Source organism: Natrinema pallidum DSM 3751, assembly GCF_000337615.1.
In the GTDB taxonomy this organism is placed as follows: Archaea; Halobacteriota; Halobacteria; order Halobacteriales; family Natrialbaceae; genus Natrinema; species Natrinema pallidum.
In genome coordinates this window covers 1-18,518 of sequence record NZ_AOII01000068.1, presented here as the reverse complement: position 1 = coordinate 18,518, position 18,518 = coordinate 1, and the positions used below count along the sequence as shown (strand labels likewise).

Annotated in this window: 16 protein-coding genes and 4 pseudogenes; 11 read left to right on the top strand and 9 right to left on the bottom strand. The window is 59.2% G+C overall.

The window, feature by feature from the left end; all coding sequences use genetic code 11:
• The first annotated feature begins 50 nt into the window (after positions 1-50).
• Positions 51-575, top strand: coding sequence for an orotate phosphoribosyltransferase (pyrE, locus tag C487_RS10580; protein WP_006185743.1), 525 nt, complete (start codon positions 51-53; stop codon positions 573-575).
• A gap of 34 nt (positions 576-609) precedes the next feature.
• Here the strand turns inward: pyrE and C487_RS21015 are convergent, their stop codons facing one another.
• On the bottom strand, positions 610-783 hold the full coding sequence (locus C487_RS21015; protein ID WP_006185742.1) for a hypothetical protein: 174 nt from the start codon (positions 781-783) through the stop codon (positions 610-612).
• Positions 784-1,247: 464 nt separating this feature from the next.
• Here C487_RS21015 and thrS point away from each other — a divergent pair.
• The 3 genes and pseudogenes from thrS to C487_RS10565 all read left to right on the top strand — a co-directional run bounded on the left by thrS (position 1,248) and on the right by C487_RS10565 (position 4,749).
• A pseudogene (thrS, locus tag C487_RS10575) lies at positions 1,248-3,264 on the top strand (threonine--tRNA ligase).
• Between the two features lie 232 nt (positions 3,265-3,496).
• Positions 3,497-3,633, top strand: a pseudogene (locus C487_RS22225) (phosphoribosyltransferase family protein); the annotation flags it as partial.
• A gap of 405 nt (positions 3,634-4,038) precedes the next feature.
• Positions 4,039-4,749, top strand: a complete 711-nt coding sequence (locus C487_RS10565) for a phosphoribosyltransferase family protein (protein ID WP_006185738.1) — start codon at positions 4,039-4,041, stop codon at positions 4,747-4,749.
• Positions 4,750-5,131: 382 nt separating this feature from the next.
• Here C487_RS10565 and C487_RS10560 read toward each other — a convergent pair whose 3' ends face one another.
• A complete protein-coding gene (locus tag C487_RS10560; RefSeq protein ID WP_006185737.1) occupies positions 5,132-5,923 on the bottom strand; it encodes a hypothetical protein in 792 nt (263 codons plus the stop codon).
• Positions 5,924-6,274: 351 nt separating this feature from the next.
• Here C487_RS10560 and C487_RS21530 point away from each other — a divergent pair.
• The 3 genes and pseudogenes from C487_RS21530 to glmS form a co-directional block, all read left to right on the top strand.
• A pseudogene (locus C487_RS21530) lies at positions 6,275-6,409 on the top strand (IS6 family transposase); the annotation flags it as partial.
• A gap of 172 nt (positions 6,410-6,581) precedes the next feature.
• Positions 6,582-6,695 (top strand): annotated as a pseudogene (locus C487_RS19575) (IS6 family transposase); the annotation flags it as partial.
• Between the two features lie 77 nt (positions 6,696-6,772).
• Positions 6,773-7,219 carry a methylaspartate mutase subunit S gene (gene glmS / locus C487_RS10555; RefSeq protein WP_006185735.1) on the top strand — a complete coding sequence of 149 codons (447 nt, stop codon included), beginning with the start codon at positions 6,773-6,775 and terminating at the stop codon, positions 7,217-7,219.
• An 81-nt stretch (positions 7,220-7,300) separates the two neighbouring features.
• Here the strand turns inward: glmS and C487_RS10550 are convergent, their stop codons facing one another.
• From C487_RS10550 to C487_RS10540, 3 genes are all read right to left on the bottom strand, one after another.
• A complete protein-coding gene (locus tag C487_RS10550; protein WP_006185734.1) occupies positions 7,301-7,735 on the bottom strand; it encodes a universal stress protein in 435 nt (144 codons plus the stop codon).
• Positions 7,736-7,961: 226 nt separating this feature from the next.
• Positions 7,962-8,552 (bottom strand): 50S ribosomal protein L15e, encoded by a 591-nt coding sequence (locus tag C487_RS10545; RefSeq protein WP_006185733.1) that lies wholly within the window; start codon positions 8,550-8,552, stop codon positions 7,962-7,964.
• Between the two features lie 227 nt (positions 8,553-8,779).
• Positions 8,780-9,286: a hypothetical protein gene (locus C487_RS10540; protein ID WP_006185732.1), complete on the bottom strand. Its 507-nt coding sequence runs from the start codon at positions 9,284-9,286 to the stop codon at positions 8,780-8,782.
• Between the two features lie 118 nt (positions 9,287-9,404).
• Between C487_RS10540 and C487_RS10535 the strand changes: the two genes are divergently transcribed.
• The 3 genes from C487_RS10535 to C487_RS10525 all read left to right on the top strand — a co-directional run bounded on the left by C487_RS10535 (position 9,405) and on the right by C487_RS10525 (position 12,726).
• Positions 9,405-10,286 carry a helix-turn-helix transcriptional regulator gene (locus C487_RS10535; protein WP_006185731.1) on the top strand — a complete coding sequence of 294 codons (882 nt, stop codon included), beginning with the start codon at positions 9,405-9,407 and terminating at the stop codon, positions 10,284-10,286.
• Positions 10,287-10,464: 178 nt separating this feature from the next.
• Positions 10,465-11,607 carry an ABC transporter substrate-binding protein gene (locus C487_RS10530; protein ID WP_006185730.1) on the top strand — a complete coding sequence of 381 codons (1,143 nt, stop codon included), beginning with the start codon at positions 10,465-10,467 and terminating at the stop codon, positions 11,605-11,607.
• A gap of 6 nt (positions 11,608-11,613) precedes the next feature.
• The gene (locus tag C487_RS10525) at positions 11,614-12,726 is read left to right on the top strand and encodes a FecCD family ABC transporter permease (protein WP_006185729.1); all 1,113 of its coding nucleotides are present in this window, start codon (positions 11,614-11,616) and stop codon (positions 12,724-12,726) included.
• A gap of 431 nt (positions 12,727-13,157) precedes the next feature.
• Here C487_RS10525 and C487_RS10520 read toward each other — a convergent pair whose 3' ends face one another.
• The 4 genes from C487_RS10520 to C487_RS19570 form a co-directional block, all read right to left on the bottom strand.
• On the bottom strand, positions 13,158-14,066 hold the full coding sequence (locus C487_RS10520; RefSeq protein ID WP_006185727.1) for a serine/threonine-protein kinase RIO2: 909 nt from the start codon (positions 14,064-14,066) through the stop codon (positions 13,158-13,160).
• Positions 14,067-14,296: 230 nt separating this feature from the next.
• Positions 14,297-14,776 carry a GNAT family N-acetyltransferase gene (locus C487_RS10515; RefSeq protein ID WP_238705355.1) on the bottom strand — a complete coding sequence of 160 codons (480 nt, stop codon included), beginning with the start codon at positions 14,774-14,776 and terminating at the stop codon, positions 14,297-14,299.
• Positions 14,777-14,959: 183 nt separating this feature from the next.
• A complete protein-coding gene (locus C487_RS10510; RefSeq protein WP_006185725.1) occupies positions 14,960-15,799 on the bottom strand; it encodes an ABC transporter permease in 840 nt (279 codons plus the stop codon).
• Positions 15,796-16,737, bottom strand: a complete 942-nt coding sequence (locus C487_RS19570; RefSeq protein WP_006185724.1) for an ABC transporter ATP-binding protein — start codon at positions 16,735-16,737, stop codon at positions 15,796-15,798. Before C487_RS19570 ends, C487_RS10510 begins: the two co-directional genes overlap by 4 nt.
• A 626-nt stretch (positions 16,738-17,363) precedes the next feature.
• Between C487_RS19570 and C487_RS10500 the strand changes: the two genes are divergently transcribed.
• A complete protein-coding gene (locus tag C487_RS10500) occupies positions 17,364-17,654 on the top strand; it encodes a hypothetical protein (protein ID WP_152422501.1) in 291 nt (96 codons plus the stop codon).
• The last annotated feature ends 864 nt before the right edge of the window (positions 17,655-18,518 follow it).

The following is an 18,518-nucleotide window of genomic DNA, read 5'->3' as shown; positions in this document are numbered from 1 at the left end:
CGCGTCCCGTTCCACACCGCTTATTTCGATCGGGCGCGCCTTGTCGAGCAATGACGAATCAGGACCTCATCGACGCCCTTCGCGCGGCCGACGCCGTTCAGTTCGGCGAGTTCGAACTCTCCCACGGGGGAACCAGCGAGTACTACGTCGACAAGTACCTCTTCGAGACCGATCCCGACTGTCTCGAGGCCATCGCCGCGGCCTTCGCCGAACGGGTCGACGAGGACGACAAACTCGGCGGCGTCGCGCTCGGCGGCGTGCCGCTGGCCGCCGCGACGAGCGTCGCCGCCGGCGTCCCCTACGTCATCGCGCGCAAGCAGCGCAAGGAGTACGGCACCGGTAATCTGATCGAGGGGCGACTCGAGGCGGGCGAGGAGGTCGTCGTCGTCGAGGACATCGTGACGACGGGGACGAGCCTCGTCGAGGCCGTCGAGGCGCTCCGGGAGGCTGGTGCGACCGTCGAGCGCGCGCTGGTCGTCGTCGACCGCGAAGAAGGCGGCCGCGAGACCGTCGAAGACGCCGGCGTCGAGATGGACTCGCTGGTGACGGCAAGCGAGTTGCTCGAGAGCCAGTAGCCGGGCCGCCGCTGGGCTCCGTAACGGCCAGCGATCAGCTCTCGACGGCTTGCTTCAGGAACTGTGGCGTCGAGATCGCATCGAAGACGGCGATGCCCAATACGAGGAGTTGCATCGTTCCCTCCAGAAAGAGGAGTGCGATCGCGGCGACGAGTACGCCAGTGGTGAGGCCGATTCCCCATCGGACGGTCGGATCTCGCAGGTCCATATCCGCCCTACTATCGATTCGACTAAGAAGGTATCTATTCGTAGACATCAGGAGTCGGAAGCGGTGGCCGTACGATGTCGGGCCGTCTCCTCCGTGGATTCGATCCACCGGTCAGATCGCCCCATCAGTTCTACGCCGTTCGGACACGAGTGCGACGCGTCCGGCGACGGCGTCATCGTCGCGCCCCATCACAATGCTTTTATCCCGCTCGAGAGTACTCGTAGCCACGATGGTAGGTGTCCGCTTTACAGGGGCGTTTGCCCGTTTCTAATTCCCACCTACCGCGTATTGTGTCGGCACGAGTCGGCCAGTGTGCGGGACGTGATGCGGACACGCCACCGGAATTTTCACCATACCCACAGCCATGTCAGAATCAGACTCACAGGAGCAGGTAGCGGTCGTACTGCCGGACGGATCAGCACTCGAAGTCGACGCGGACGCCACGGTCGAGGACNCCCACAGCCATGTCAGAATCAGACTCACAGGAGCAGGTAGCGGTCGTACTGCCGGACGGATCAGCACTCGAAGTCGACGCGGACGCCACGGTCGAGGACTGCGCCTACGAGATCGGCCCCGGCCTCGGCAGCGATACCGTCGCCGGCAAACTCGACGGCGACCTCGTCGCCAAGGAGCAGCCGGTCTACGACGGCGCGGAACTCGAGATCATCACGGAGCAGTCCGACGAGTATCTCGACGTCATGCGCCACTCCGCGGCCCACTGTCTCGCACNTCACGGAGCAGTCCGACGAGTATCTCGACGTCATGCGCCACTCCGCGGCCCACTGTCTCGCACAGGCGGTCGAGCGCCTGTACGACGAGGGCGCGGTCAAACTCGCTATCGGCCCGCCGACGGACGAGGGCTTTTACTACGACTTCGACAACCTCGACATCGACGAGGAGGACCTCGCCGACCTCGAGGACGAAATCGCGGCCATCATCGAGGCCGACTACGAAATCGAGCGTGAGGTCGTCTCGATCGACGACGCGGAAGCGCGCCTGGCCGACGAACCCTACAAGCTCGAACTGCTCGAGGAACTCGCCGAGGAGGAAGACACCGTCACGTTCTACAGTCAGGGCGAGTGGGAAGACCTCTGTGCCGGCCCCCACGTCGACTCGACGGGCGAGATCGGCGTCGTCGAACTGCTCGAGATAGCCGGTGCCTACTGGCGCGGCGACGAGGACAACACGATGCAGACGCGCATCTACGGCACCGCCTTCGAAGACGAGGGCGATCTCGAGGACTTCTTGGAACGAAAACAGGAAGCCGAGAAGCGCGATCACCGCCGGATCGGCAACGAGATGGACCTCTTTTCGATCCAGGACGTGACGGGGCCGGGGCTGCCGCTCTATCACCCCGCCGGGAAGACCGTCCTCAAGGAACTCGAGGACTTCGTCGAGGATCTCAACAAGGATGCGGGGTACGACTACGTCGAGACGCCCCACGTCTTCAAGACGGATCTGTGGCATCGGTCGGGTCACTACGAGAACTATCAGGACGACATGTTCATCTTCGACGTCGGCGACGACGAGTTCGGCCTGAAGCCGATGAACTGTCCCGGTCACGCCGCCATCTTCCAGGACCACTCCTGGAGCTACCGGGACCTGCCGATCCGCTACGCCGAGAACGGGAAAGTCTACCGCAAAGAACAACGCGGCGAACTCTCCGGACTCTCGCGGGTCTGGGCGTTTACCATCGACGACGGCCACCTGTTCGTCCGCCCCGAGCAGATCAAGTCGGAAGTCGAGGCGATCATGGACATGATCACGGACGTCCTGGAGACGTTCGACCTCGAGTACGAGATGGCCCTGGCCACCCGGCCCGAGAAGTCGGTCGGGAGCGACGAAATCTGGACGCGCGCCGAGGAGCAACTCGAGAGCGTTCTCGACTCCCACGGTCACGAGTACGACATCGAGGAAGGCGACGGTGCCTTCTACGGCCCGAAGATCGACTTCGCCTTCGAGGACGCCATCGGCCGCTCGTGGGACGGTCCAACCGTGCAACTGGACTTCAACATGCCCGAGCGGTTCGACCTGAACTACGTCGGTGAGGACAACGAGGAACACCGCCCGGTGATGATCCACCGCGCGCTCTACGGCAGCTACGAGCGGTTCTTCATGATGCTCATCGAGCACTACGAGGGTCGGTTCCCGCTGTGGCTCGCACCGGAACAGGTCCGCGTGCTGCCGATTTCCGACGACAACCTCGGCTACGCCCACCGGGTCGCAAACGAGTTCGACGACTTCCGCGTCGAGGTCGACGGCCGCGACTCCACCCTCGAGCGGAAGATCCGTGCGGCCCACGACGATCGGGTCCCCTACCAGATCATCGTCGGCGACAACGAGGAAGCCGACGGCAACATTTCGGTACGGGACCGGTTCGAGGACCAGGAGTACGACGTCGAGATCGAGGCGTTCAAGACGCATCTCGAGGACGAAATCGAGGACCAGCGGACGGAACCGGACTTCCTGCAGGACGAGTAGCGTCGCAGGCTGTACTGTAGCGTCGACTTCGGCGTTTCTGAATCTATTCGCGGACGATCAGTCACAGCTGGGTACTAATTCTCGAGACGTCATCTCCCGCTCGGCTCCATAGTACAGATTGATCCGCCGGAGAACACCCGGATGCAGTGGACATTCAGGGTCGGCAGGAATAGAGACGACACCGTTCGCACCGTCGTCGGTTCGGTACTCGACAGTACGACCCTCGTCAGGTTTGCGGGCGGTCGACGTGTTGCGGACGCTGAAGGAGATGCGAACCTACGACGAACCGGCCGAACGATGGGGCTACCGGCGGGCGACCTCTGTCGATACGTCAATGGACACGTCTTGCCGGACACTGATCGTGCGCGAGGTCGGAGCGATTATCGAGGAACAGCGGACGGCACCCGACTCGATCGGCGCATCCGTCGTCGGATTCGAAATGGGCGCGTACAGTCCGAAACGGAGCAACTCGACGAGAATACCCTTTCGAGCAGTCCGGCGCTGCCGATAACGGGATTCGCGAGCGCGGGAACCGGACCAACGACCACACCGCATTCGAACCAGGCCTGCTCGAGGACGAGACGAATGCGGTCGCTTCCGGAACGGGTGGTTCGGAGTGACAGTCTTCATGATCGGACACCGTGTAGTGCGCCGAGACAGCGGATACGCGGGCGAATCCCGCCGACCCGCGACCGTCGCCCCACACGGCTGTGGCTATCTCGGCCGTCCCCGCCGATCGAAACCCCCATACTTGCAGGATCGTGCATACCAACTATGAACAGAGCCGAGAAGGCAGCCCTGCAGTTGCGGGCTGTCGACGTACTGCGGATGTTGAAGGAGACGCGGACCTACGACGAACTCGCCGAGACGACGGGGCTTCCGGCGGGCGATCTCAATCGGTACGTCAACGGGCACGTCCTCCCGGGAACCGAGCGCGCACGCGAGGTCGTCGAGGATCTCGGCCGGGAGGCGCTCGCCGAGGAACTCGCCGCCCGCATCCGCGTCGACGACGAGGGGTACGTCGACAATAGCGCGACCGTCTTCGACCAGCCGTTCCTCGATCTGGCCGCGCCGGTCGTCGCCAACGGGTTCGACTTCGAGCGGCCCGATGTCGTCCTCACTGCCGCGACCGACGGGATCACGCTCGCGGCCGCGCTCGCGAGCTACTACGGTGTCCGCTGTGCCTACGCGAAAAAGAGCAAGGAAACCGCCGTCGAGGAGTTCATCGAAGCCCGCCAGCGCCTGCAGTCCGGCATCGAACTCACCTACTATCTGCCCGCCTCGGCCATCGGTCCGGGTGAATCGGTGCTCGTCGTCGACGATCTCATTCGATCGGGCGAAACCCAGGAACTCCTGTTGGACATCGTTCGGACCGCCGACGCCGATGTCGCCGGCGTCTTCGCGCTCATCGCGGCCGGCGAGGACGGAATCCGACGCGCCCGCGAACGCACCGACGCATCGGTCGGCGCGCTGACGACCGTCTGACCACCTGCCTCGAGTCGTGCTCAGTGACACGACGATCGGGCGGGCACCGTCCAGTTAGCTCGGTTTGAGAAGTGAGCAGGTCGTTGAGTAACTCGCCTAGAGATGCTCGCAGACCTGCTCACATCTCAAACTGACTCAACTAGACAGTGCCATCATGCTGATTCTGATATACGACGGAGTTGTCGTGCCTGCTACCGCAGCGGCGACTAGTAACTGTCTGCCCCCATGACTTGGTAGCCGACAAGGGCGGTTCCAGCGATGAGTAGTAACATCCCAAAGAGTGGGACTGGTGAGTTATCGCCGACCCAGTTGGTCAAGAATAATCCGACAATCGACAGTTGGATGCCTGCGAGTCCAGCTTTCATTGTAGTTGTACTGTAAGTTACTTGTTGACGTCACTTCGGCGCTTCCAGTACTGGGCGTTGGGACCAGTACTGACGGAAAGAATACCGAGCGAGATCGAGAAGGTGACTCCACTGGGCAAACTGAATGGATTCCACGTGTGGGCATATGTGCCGTACACGTTGTGCTTGCCGGACTGTTTTTTCCTCAGATCCACTTTCATCCAACTTGAACGCCGAGAGAGCGAGGGAACCTTCGGACGGATACCGCCGTTACAGCCAGTCGCTGGGACGTACTCGGGGTCGTCAAACTTGCCGATGACGCCTTCTGTTTTTCGGTCGTCGAAGGTCGTATTCGAACCGAACCGCCAACTATCGTTCACTGGTTCCCAGTACGCCCCGGAAAATCCAACCGAGACACCGTCTTTCGGGCCGGCCGAATCGACGCATGCGTTCACGATCTCACCTTCGTATTCCAGCACCCACGAGATCGTCGACCGATAGATGCTTCCAGAGACGAGGCGGACCGTCTGTACCAACTGGGAGTTCGACTTGTTGTATTCGGCCTGTGTCGAAATGCCATCGTCCTCCCCCCCATTGTCCTCCCCTGGCTTTTGGTTCAAAACGAGCGGCATTCCGACGGCGGTCTGGTCGTATTCGACACCCTTCTTGTCCATCAACTGTGCGGCTTTCTCTGGATTCCGATTCCGGAGGAGTTGTTGTACGGGCTTTTGGATGCCAGCATCCTCCGTCCCGGTCGGGTTCTTTTCGGCTCCGACCGAGACGGATGCCGCCGTGATTCCCGTTGAGGCGAGGCCTGCTGAGGCTCCCATTTTCAGCACTCCACGTCGGCCTATCAAGCTTCTACTCTGATTGTTATTACCTTCCACCACTGTTGATAGTACGAATCACCCATTATTCGTAATACGGATAAATTCTTCGGATATTTAATCAGATTATATATACATTCATGTATGACGCTTCTCGCCCGGACAGCGGTCGATCACCTCGAGACACAGACGTCCGTCACCCGCGCGTTCGTTGATTCACTTGGGAAGACGACCGGTGGCGTCCTCCGATCCGTCCTCGAGGCGCTTCCCTGCGGCCCCGATAAGGTCGCTCAAACGCTACCGACTACTGGCATCCGTCGCGAACTCCGCAAAGCGATCACTGGCAAGACGATACACGATGTCGAAGACGCCGTGTTTCTCGTCGATGGCGCACAGCATCTCCAGACAGCACTCCGTCGACACGGACTCCGCTTTCGATACGAAGAACACGGAAATCGGAATGCTGTCGAGCGTATCTTTAGAGAGATAGCATGTGTTTACCCCCATAGAGTTCCTGGCTGAGCCACTGAGACGGCTGAAAACAGCACCCTCTATTTGATTTATATATCTCTCAGNCGGCGGTCGAATTTTACGGATTTCTAATTGAATTCCCCGATTTTGAACCTACTGTCCTCCTGCGATTTCTGGGGGTAAACACATACGAGAGATAAAACGCCGTACCTCGTCGTTCTCAAACTGTTTTAGTCACGCTAACCCATCAACCGCAGAATCGTGGCTCCAAGCCTTCGCCGTCTGGCAGACTGCTACAAACTAAACACGACCCGTGCGAACGCCCATACATTATTAATCATTAGGTTTATTGTGGTCCCCGCAGTGTGTGGTGGTACGCACATGACGCAGACAGTCATCCTCGGCGTGATCGGGTCCGACGCTCACGTCGTCGGGATTACCATCCTGGAACAGGCGCTGGAGGCAGCCGGATTCGACGTGGTCAACCTGGGGGTCCAGAGTTCCCAGGAGGAGTTCGTCGAAACCGCATCCGCCAACGACGCCGAGGCTGTACTCGTCTCCTCGCTCTACGGCCACGCCAAGCAGGACTGTGAGGGTTTCCACCGGCGGATCGCCGAGGCCGACCTCGACGTGACGACCTACATCGGCGGCAACCTCGCCGTCGGACAGGACGACTTCGAGGAAACGCGCGCGTTCTTCCGCGAAATGGGATTCGATCGGGTCTTCGACTCCGAGACCGATCCCGAGGAGGCCATCGATGCGCTGATGGCCGATCTCGACATGCGCACGACCGAGAGCGAGCGGGAAAGCCAAGCCGTTTCGGCCTGAGCCGGTCGACCGGTTTCGTTTTACACGCCGTCGGTCCGTGGCCGTCGCGTTCGGGTCTGCAGCCGCCGTGCCACGGCCCCGCTAGCGAACGATCGTCACCGGCACCGGCGACCGCCGGGCAACCGTCTCCGCGACGCTCCCGAGGAGAATCCGACTCGCGCCCGTCCGGCCGTGACTGCCGACGACGATGTGATCGACCTCGTGTTCGGCAGCGTAGTCGACGATCGATCGCGAGACGCTGCCGATGACGTACTCCGTCTCGAGGTCGATACCGTGCTCGGCCGCCTGCTCGCGCGCCCCATCCAGAACGTCCGCAGCCCGATCCTGGTGGCGGCCTTCTATCTCATCGTAGTTTGCCACGGCGGTCCCCTCGACGCCGCTGACCGCGTAGAAATCGCCCGGATCGAGGACGTAGAGCGCGGTCATCGTCGCGTCCGGATACTCCGTACAGGCGAACTCGAGTGCCTCCGTCGACTGCGTCGAGTCGTCGACCGCGACGAGAACGTGGTTTGCCATGTCTCCCGATACGTCGGCCCCCGAAATAAGTCCACCTCCGAGTCCCACGGATCGGGGAGTTCCCCATCGCACGCGCGTTCGATCCCTCATGGACGACCAGCAACCGGTCTCTCGGCGGACTCGCAGCGATGGTCGTCGTCGTATCGGACTCGAGCGACCGGCAGTGCGTCCGCTCTCGAGCGGCATCGCGAAAAAATCGGCGTGAATCGGCTGCGGTGACGACGCGCTACTTCGCGCCGCTCTGGCCGCCCGAATTGGACGGTCGGACCTTCTCAGCGCCCTTGCCGCGGTTGTTGAGGCCACGGTTGGCCTTGCCGGCGTTGGTGAGGCCGCGGAACGCGCGGTTCGTGTGGTCGTCGTCGCAGATCCAACTGAGATCGTCGTCGTTCTCGATCGCGGGGTGGTTCGGATCGACGAGGATCGCTTCGAACCACTTCTGGGACCCGTCTTCACCGACCCAGTAGCTGTTGAGCACCCGCATGTTGGGGTACTTCCGGGAGACGCGTTCTTCGCCGATGCGCTGGATGTTCTTGCGCCGCCCGATGCGGTTGACACCCTGGCGCTTCGAGCGCCGACCGGCTTTGAAACGTTCCTTCCGGGCGGTCCCTTTGCGGACAGAAACCCGCACGACGACGATGCCCTGTTTGGCCTTGTAGCCGAGTTCGCGTGCCTTGTCGAGACGCGTCGGGCGATCGATCCGTTCGATCGCACCCTGGTCGCGCCACTCCTGTTTGCGCTGCCACTGCAGCTCCCCGAGCTTGCCGTCGTCGGGGTCCTTCCATGCGTCCTTGATGTGGGAATAGAAGCTTTCTGCCATCTGTATTCACCCGCGGGCGTTTCGTGGTTCAATCCCGACCGGAGCGCGTGCCCCGCGGATCACATCCCGACCTGTGACCGACCGTCGGACAGGTGCCCGCTGATGCCCGCGAACCAGCGAGTCTACTCACACTTCCCAACTCTCGAGTATAAGGGCTTCGAACTCCGAGAACGCCCGTGCCAGCGAGTCACGCGACTGTTCGATCGTCCGCGCTGGCGACTACCGGGTCATCGTATCGCGGCGAAATCGCGCACGCCGCGTGGCGTGATCCCGTTGACCGTCGCGAAGACGGCACCCAACACCAGCCCGTAGACGAGGTGACCGAGGCCGAACACGAGCGCGCTGACCAGTTCTCCGGTGGTTCCCGAGATCGGGAGGAACGGAACCGGAAGCGCCGCCACGTCGGCTCGCTCCATCGCAAGCGGGAACAGGACGCCGCCGGCGAAGAGTCCGAGGACCGACCCGAAGGCGAGTCCCATGATGACGTAATCGCTGAAGTCGTCTACCTGTTGCTGAACCGCCTCTCTCGAGGAGATGGCAGCGAACAGGAGCCCGAACGCGATGCTCAACATGAGGTGGATCGTCCACCCGACGCCGACTGCCGTGCCGGGATCGGTCGCGAGGCCGCCGAGGTGGAGGACAAGCCCCATCGCGATTCCGGCGATGAGTCCGCCGGTAACGCCGCCGCCCCAGACACCGACGCCGTCGAGTCTGTGCGTGTTGTTACCACTCATATAATGGGGTACGAACGCAAGGCGGATTAATTCCACCATCCGTCGGCCGCCGCGACAGTCTCCGGGGCAGAACGACAATCTTTAGGCTGGCCTAAATGATATTGTGGCAGGGGCGACGATGAGTGAGCACCACCTGTCGGCACCAACGACACAGGAGAGCGGTCGGTCGACGACCGAGGCCATCGAGGGAGCGGCGTTTCTCGCGCGGTCGGAACACAGGGTCCGCGTCCTCGGACTCCTCGCGGACGGACCACACACGCGCGAAGAACTCCTTACGGGAACCGATGTCACGCGAGTGACGCTCAGCCGGACGCTCGGCGATCTGGCCGACCGGGGCTGGATCGACCGACACCACGACGACGGGCGCTACGCGATCACGGACACAGGGGCGGCGGTGTACGACGATTTCAGTCGTCTCCTCGAGACGATCACCGTTGGGCAACGGTATCCGGACGTGATCGACGCGCTTCCGACGGACTGGTTCGATTTCGAACTCAGATGCCTCGCCGACAGTGATGTCGTCGCGACCGACGGCGCTGACCCGCTCGCTGGGATGCGGGTCGTGGCGAACGCGGTCGGCCGTGCGACGACCGTCCGCGCCATCGTCAGTTCGTTCACCACGCTTCCGATGTACGCCCACGCCGAATCCCTCCATACCGGGGATGCGCCCGACGCCACGGTCGTTTTCGACCGCGGCGCGACCGACGTTAGCCTCGAGAACCCGGACCTCGTCGACCGGTGGCAGATGATCGAGGCCGCGACGGAGCGACCCGTCTACTACAGCGCCGATCAACGGTTCCCGTGTAACGTCGATCTCATCGACGACGAGACGGTCTTCCTCTCGGTCAGCAACGGGGCGACCGGCGGCTTTCACGTCGTCAGGAGTACGCGTCCCGCAGTCGTCGACTGGGCGCGGGAACTGGCCACAGAGAAACGGGCGGAGGCGATCCCGCTCGAGCGACGACAGTCCGAAACCGAACCCGTGGGTCCGCGCACGTAGCAGCGCGGCCGGCTGGCCCGTTCGTTCGGTCGCTTTTTGTCGGCTGCGGCGTAGGGAGACGACCGGTTACGTTCTACCACACAACGACCGCGTCCGTTACAACCCGCGTTACGCGTAACACGGCGTGTAACGAGGAACGCACGAAATCACTAATGTGTTCTTAGGCGTACCTAAAAGCATGCCACGGAGACGAACGGTACTCGCCAGCGGTGCGAGTCTCGTTGCGGCGACCGTCGCAGGGTGTACAGGCGATCCAACCGCTGATAACGACGATTCGGGGACGGATACCGAGTCGTATACCGTGACCGTCGAACCGAACTTTCGACATACGTTCGATTCGGTGCCGGAATCGTACACCGCGATTCCGAGCGTCTGGCTCGATATCGGGATGGCGTTCGGTATCGAGCCCGCCGCCGTCGCGAGTTTCGACCGGGCTCCGTTGAAGTACTACGAGTTGCTGCCCGACGTCTCCCTTGATACGGACGCGGTCACGCTGCTCGCGGGCGGTGCCGAAGAGGGCTACGACAAAGAGAACTTCTACGCCGCCGATGCCGACGTCAACCTCATCGACCCGCGGGCGCTGAAGTTCTACGCCGACTGGAGCGACGACGACATCGCGGAGATCGAATCGGCAACCGGCCCGTTCCTCGGGACGACGATCCGGTTCCAGTCCGATTCCCTGACCGACGGCGAGGAGCCGCCCTACGATCTCTACGGTGCGTTCGAGCAGGCCGCACGGATCTTCCAGCGGCAGGCTCAGTTCGACGCGTGGCAGTCGTTCTACGACGACTTCATCGAGGGGATTCGATCGGAACTGCCACCCGAAGACGAGCGCCCGTCGGTCGCCGCGATCTGGCGCGGCGTCAACCCCGAGTCCGGGCAGTTCCGCATCGCCGAAATCGATGCGATGGCGAACAACACCAGAACGTACCGCGAACTCGGCCTTCGGGACGCCTTCCAGGGACGGATTCCCGACGGCCCCATCGGCTACGAGGAACTCCTCGATGTCGACCCCGACTACATCGGTGCTGTCGGTGGACTCACGTCCCTGACACACGAGGAGTTCGTCTCGACGGCCGTCGAACCGTTCGAGAACGATTCGAACGGACAGCAGTTGACCGCCGTTCAGAACGGAAACCTGGTCCGAACCGGTGGGCAGTACATGGGCCCGATCGTCGACCTCTATTCGACCGAGGCCCTCGCGAAGCAAGTCTTCCCCGACCGGTTCGGTGCGTGGCCAGGTGCGGTCGCCGACGTGCCCGAGGACGAACGGCTCTTCGACCGCGAGTCCCTCGCGGCCATCATTAACGGGGAGTTCTGACGGCTGATGGCAGGCTCATCGGCGACTCACGACACCGAATCCGACCGCTCGAGCGCCGCGTGGATCGATCCCGGACTGGTCTCGGTGATCCTCGGAAGTCTCGGCGTCCTCCTCGCCGCCACGCTCCTGCAAGTGAGCTTCGGCGCGTACCCGCTGACATTAGGCGAGGCGTGGCGAACCGTGTTCGATCCACAGGTCGTCTTCCACCTCGGCGTCTGGCGAGCGTTCCTCCTCGGTGGTGAGATCCCCGACTGGCTCACGACCCGCCAACTCATCGTCTGGAATATCCGCCTCCCGCGGATCCTCGTGGGGATTCTCGTCGGTGCGAACCTCGCGATTTCGGGTGCGATCTTCCAGATCGTGACCCGAAACGAACTCGCAAGCCCCTATATCCTGGGGATCAGCGACGGAGCCGGCCTCGTCGTCCTGCTGACGTTGACGGCCTTCTCGGGACTTCTGCCGTGGCTCCCGGTGCTGGCGGCCGTAGGCGGAGCCGGTGCCTTTCTCATCGTGTACGTCATCGCGTGGAAAAACGGCACCAGTCCGGTCCGGCTCGTCCTCGCCGGCGTGATCGTCGGCTCCGTGTTCGGCTCCGTCCAGCGCGCCCTGTTCTTCTTTATCGACGATCTCGGGATCGCGATGGCGGCTCAGACGTGGCTCTCGGGATCGCTGCTTGGAACCGACTGGGAGCAGGTACGGATCGCGCTTCCGTTTACGATACTCGCGCTCGTGTTGGCCCTCGCGGTCACCCGCCAGCTCGATATCCTCCTGCTCGGGGAGCAGACCGCCAAATCGCTCGGCATGTCGGTCGAACGAGTCCGCTTTCTCGTCGCCGGCATCGCGATCCTGGCGACGGCCGCCGCGATCGCCGTCGCCGGCCTCGTTAGCTTCGTCGGCCTGATCGTCCCACACATGGTCCGAAACATCGTTGGCGGGGACACCAAACGACTCCTCGTCGGCTGCCTGTTCGTCGGCCCGGCCCTGCTCGTCGGTGCGGACGTGGGCGCGCGCCTCGCGTTGAATCCCGTCCAGTTACCGGTCGGGATCATCACCGGTCTCCTCGGCGGCCCGTACTTCCTCTATCTGATGCGCAAACGGGAGCACATCGGCGAGATCTAGGGTCTCGAGCGATCGCTGCTCTCGTCGCCGCCCCCTCGCTCCTCTCGCGGTCCCGTCCGTGCCGGAACCGGTCCGTCACGAGTATCGCATCAGGTCCGTTCCACTGGTCCCGGTGCTCAGTCACTCTGCCCTATCCAGGCGGTGACTCTCGATACCGAATCGATGAACCACTGCTGATCGGCCCTTCTCTATCACGGGACTGCAGTTCACTCACCGCGGCAACGCCCAGATAGAGTGAAGACCAGGGGGGAACACTGCGTTGGTAGCACCGAGTCCTGTTTTGATATAGCAATAATTGATTTATTTTATATGATCGACCGATCAGTCGGCCGAGATCGGGACAGCTACCGTACCAGGCGAACCGCTCGCCGTAGAGAACCGGCTCAAAACACCACCAAATCGAGCCCCTACCGACTCGAGCGGGCCTGCCCTCACACGTAGCGCTCGAGCGACTCGAACGCCTCGTTCTCGATGGCCCGGGCGAGAGCGTCGCTCGCGAGGGCGTCGGGGACGTGCTGGGGGTACTTCCGCCGGAAGTAGCCCACGATGTTTGTCAGATCACGGCGCAGGAACTCGCTGGCGTTCTCGTGATCCGTCGGCACGGCTTGGGGCCAGTCAAAGATCGTCACTCCCGCCTCGTTGACGAAGACGTTGTACTCGCTCATGTCCGCGTGGACATACCCGTCCGCGTACGCGTGTGCGATTTCGGAAACTAACAATTCGAGGACGCCGAGCACCTGCTCGTCCTCGAGGCGGGTCCGGGAGAGTTCGACGCCGTCCATCTTCTCCATGACGATGGCGTGGCGGTTCTGGCCGATCGGCTGGGGGACCGCGACGTCAGGATAGAGTTCCTTGAGGATGTCGTGCTCGCGTTCGGCGGCCTTCCGTGCGGTGTACATCCAGGAGACGTGGTCGTTGTCCGAAGTGTAATCGCGTTCCTTGTGGACCTCCCGGAAGTTCGTATACCCCTCGCGGTGATACTTCAGCGCGAGTGGTTTGTAGGATTTGACCTCGTAGACGTCGCTTTCCTTCCCGACGCCCAGCGGCGAACCGAACTCGGAGATCGTATCCTGCTCGACGAGCGCTCGCAAGGCGAGAACGTCGTACCCCTCGAACTGGAGGGTGTAGCCCTCGTACTGGATCGTTTTCTTCTCGACTAACCCGCGTTTGAGACAGCGCTCGAGTCGGTAGTCGACCTCCTCCTCGGTCAAGTTGGCGAATTTCGGGAGCTTCTCGCGTTGGACCCACTCGGAGAATCGCATCCCCTGTTCGACCCCCGAGAGGAGATAGAAGTCTTCCTCGTCGAGGTCCGGGAGCAATCCGGCGACGTTTCGCACCATAGGGGTAGATAGCCGGCGGGTACGTAAAAACGGCGTGACGAACGGTCATCAGGACGTCGAACGCGGAAAACACGTGCCGTCCGTGGCCTGTGACGCCGAAGTCGTCATTCCCCGACTGTACGACTGAAGGGGATAAATCCCATGCCGATATATACATTGTGCCGTGGTGTGGCAGTAGACGACCTACTTTCGTTTGCGGCACGTGACGGTCCGACTCGCGGTCGACGAACTCAGAGCTCCAGCGTGTAAATACGGGTCGGATACGAATCGCCACCGAGTTCGTAGCTACTAGTATCCGTTTTCTCGAACCCACGAGCCTCGTAAAAGCGCTTGCCGACCTCGTTGTCGGACAGAACCTCGAGCCGAAGCCGTGTGATCTGATCCGGGAGCGTCTCGAGTCCCTGCTCGAGGAGCGCGGTCCCCGTTCCTCGTCCCCAGTAGTCCGGGTCGACGTAAATCGCTTTCAACTCGGCGTCGTTTGTCTCCACGAACGGTTTCGTCACCGATGCCCCCCATCGGAAATCCGCGAACCCTCGGACGACGTCGTCCGTATCCACTGCAATCACGACCCCGTCACGATTGTCCCAGAGTCGTTCGACCCACCGATCGACTTCCTCATCGGTCGGGTCGACTGTCTGTGCCTGTAATACGTGCTCCGGGAGCAGTCCCGCGTACGCTTCACGCCATGACAATCCGTGGGCTCTAATCACGCCCCTGACCTCCACTCGAGAGTCTACCCTTCGAATATCCATAACGAGATCTATTATAACCAATAAAAATAATAATTGTATTGAATTATTGTCCGTGTTTAGTTAAGCGTGAAGTTTTAATGTACGCTACCCGACGAGCGGTCACTCTCACCGAGACAGTGATAATTATCGTTAGTCAATATCTCAGCTTATGTCGGCATCGCGGAAGCGGTAGTATCCAACAACGAGTGGAACGATGATCCATCCACAGAGAATGACGGGCATAAATTCCGCTTGAACATAGAACGGGGCGTCAGCAGGAGGTGGTGTAGTTGATGATCCTTCGATATTGAACACACTTAAGCCCCGCATGAGGGCCTGGCTCGGTACTAAATGTGATATGAACTGATAGAGAACAGGCGCTTCTGCGAAGCCAAGCAGATCAGCATGAAGTGCCCGAACAATGGAACCAGGCGACCTAAGGAGCGATAGAATGTTCATGACGAAATACAGTCCAAATCCAACCGCTGCTGCACGTGCTTTCGTGGAGACTGATGCGGAAACTCCAATAGCAACTGCCACGTAGGCGACAGCATAGAGGGACAGCAGACCGAACATCACGAGGTACGGAGTAATTGGGAAAACAGGATAGAAAACCAGTAGAAATCCAGCGACGACGACGAACGCACCAACGATACCAGACACAATCACGAGACCTCGGCTGAGGAACTTCCCAAGGATGACATCCAACCGTGTGTTCGGCAACCCAAGTAAGAACTTGGCACTCCCCATCTCCATCTCACCCGCAATAGAAAGATACGCTGCAACAAGCGCAACCAATGGAACGAGCAATCCGCCAACAAATACAACTGATCCCAGTGTTTGAATCACTCCTTTGCGAACCGTATCATAATATTCCCACTGATCCGTGTTACTATACATCACCAGCCCAGCAAATCCAGAATAGATGAACAGGACGAGCCAGATGACCTTCGACCGACGAACATCAAGGAAGTCCTTTCGAGCAACTTCGACGGTGTTCATTGAGCCACCTCCGCAGTCGGATGCCCATCATCGGCCGTCAGATTATCCGTGTATTTGTTGAACAATACTTCTAGCGATGATTTCTCGGAAATAATGTCTGAGATTGTCGCACGCTGATCAATATGCCGAACCACATCAGCCTTCACAGTAGCATTATGACAATCGACGCGGATCTCCGTTCCATCAACTGTAACTTTTCGAACACCGTCAACATGTCGGAGGCCAATATTATCCGGGACCTCCTCGAGGGTAAGGACGATACGTGCTGTGTCCCGAACCTGGTCTCGAAGTGTATCAATACTGTCAAGGGCAACTAATTGACCGTCAGACATAATTCCCACGCGGTCACAGACCGCTTCAACCTCGGGAAGCACATGACTCGAAAAGACGACCGTCGTCCCGTTTGCGGCCGCTTTGCGAATCGTGTTTCGCATCTCTTGAATTCCTGCTGGATCAAGGCCGGACGATGGTTCGTCCAATACGAGAAGATCAGGGTCGCCAACGAGTGCCATTCCAAACGCGAGCCGTTGACGCATACCCTTCGAGAAACCACCGACACGACGATCCGCTACGTCATTAATACCAACTCGTTCAAGGATACTGTGGGGAGTTGTCTCTCCATTCTTTGTCCGGATGACCCACTCGATGTGTTCACGGGCAGTCAATCGGTCATAGAGGCTATATCCTTCCGGAAGAATACCGATCCGGTTTCGGGTTGATGCGAAGTCTCGTTGAACGTCTTGACCAAGAACGGTGGCATGGCCAGCCGAAGGAGTGACAAACCCAAGGAGAATATTAATTACTGTGGATTTCCCAGCACCATTCGGGCCAAGAAGTCCGAATATTTCCCCTTCATTAATACTGAAGCTGAGATCATCAACCGCGACGATTCCACCCGAAAACTCTTTTCGAAGGTTTTGTGTCTCAACGACTTCCATATCACGTATAGAATGTTAGTAGTAAAAAATTCCCGGTTGATAACCATTTAACCACCATTATGTAGGTTATTTTAGACAGGTTGCATTTCCCGCGAATCAAATATAAAATAAATCATCAGTGAGTGGGTTACTACGTAGGCACCCTCTCACTTTCTGGATAGCATCTGTAAAACAGCACCTGCCTTTGGTATGAGTGATTGATCGTGTTTTGAATTACTTCTCGTAAATTAATTAATTTTTAGTGGTTAATGCAAAGTAACAATACCTCGTTTGATTAGATGGTGTTTCAAACACTATGAATGGGAACTCCAACGAAAACGAAAATAATGAGTACCTCAACGCGGCGAATTCTCGCCGCGGCATGCTCAAACTCAGTGGCACTACCCTTGCAACTACCATCGGTCTTTCTGGTGTCGGTTCAGTCGGTGCAAGTGAAGATTCCCTCAATACTTCGTTCGTATGTGTTTACCCCCAGAAATCGCAGGAGGACAGTAGGTTCAAAATCGGGGAATTCAATTAGAAATCCGTAAAATTCGACCGCCGNCTGAGAGATATATAAATCAAATAGAGGGTGCTGTTTTCAGCCGTCTCAGTGGCTCAGCCAGGAACTCTATGGGGGTAAACACATGCCTTCGTTCAATGCAGACGATCGTCAGGCTGCAATCCGGTTCGGACAGAAACTCTACGATCTTGACGAGCCAATGCCTGTCTGGGACTCGCTCTCGGATGCACAGCAGAAAACCCTCGCTGATTTGATGACTGATATCACAGTCGAGCATCAAGTGTTCCGTGAGCCTACGGTTGAGACGGAAACGATTACCCCTTCCTCATTCCAACAGGCAGACGAAATCACGGGGAAAGCAGTCGGCAAAAGTGCGATTGGAACGGAATATACTTTCAGCCACACTGTTTCCTGAGCATACGACGAGAGTGCAGGCGAGTACAAAGATATTTCGTCAACGACTGACCACACTACAGGAGGACTCTTCGCAAACTTCGAAGGCAAGAGTTTCGATCTAGACAAGTACGATACGTACTTCGTCAAGACTGCTTACGGTGATTTCGTCCTCGAACCTGGGATTGAGGTTAATCACGTCACCGCAAAAGTCGCCATCAAAGGTAATACGGATGGCACTGGGAGCGTCTACGACAAGGACGCGCCGACGTAGTCGAAATCAAAGTATCCGTGGCTTTTTTTAGGTTTGGAACCCTACTGTACATAGGAGGTCTGAATAAAAGTGCCCCTATCAGTACGTTGTCATCAATTCTTGGTCCTTGCTTTTGCTGGTCTTCTAATTGCCTGTGCAGGGTGTTCTGGAATCATATTAAACGAGCCTGATAGTAGCCGACTCGACATTCAAGTACATGACCCTGAAAACTCGTACAAAATTAATGTCGTAGTATCACACTCTTCGAATGATGAATCGGCGTACCAGAACGAGTTTACAGTCGGTGGATCTGAAGGTGTGACGAAAATCGCGATCGTTGACTCCGGGAACTATACTTATAAGGTGACATCTGTCTCTGGAAATCAGTCTAGAACCACGCTAACAAGTTCCGGCAAATGGATCGTCTCAGACGATACCACAGACACGCTTCATATCAATATTACAGAAACCGGTAATCTGTCGGTCTCAACAGCACGCTGACAGTCCCATTTGCTCGTTACGATCTTAATTAAGTGTTCTTGGAAGGTACGTGTTTACCCCGAGGTCTCGACAGCCGGCACAGCGTGAGCCCGTGAGAGCATCTCATTGCTGCTGATGACTCGACGAAGCTCT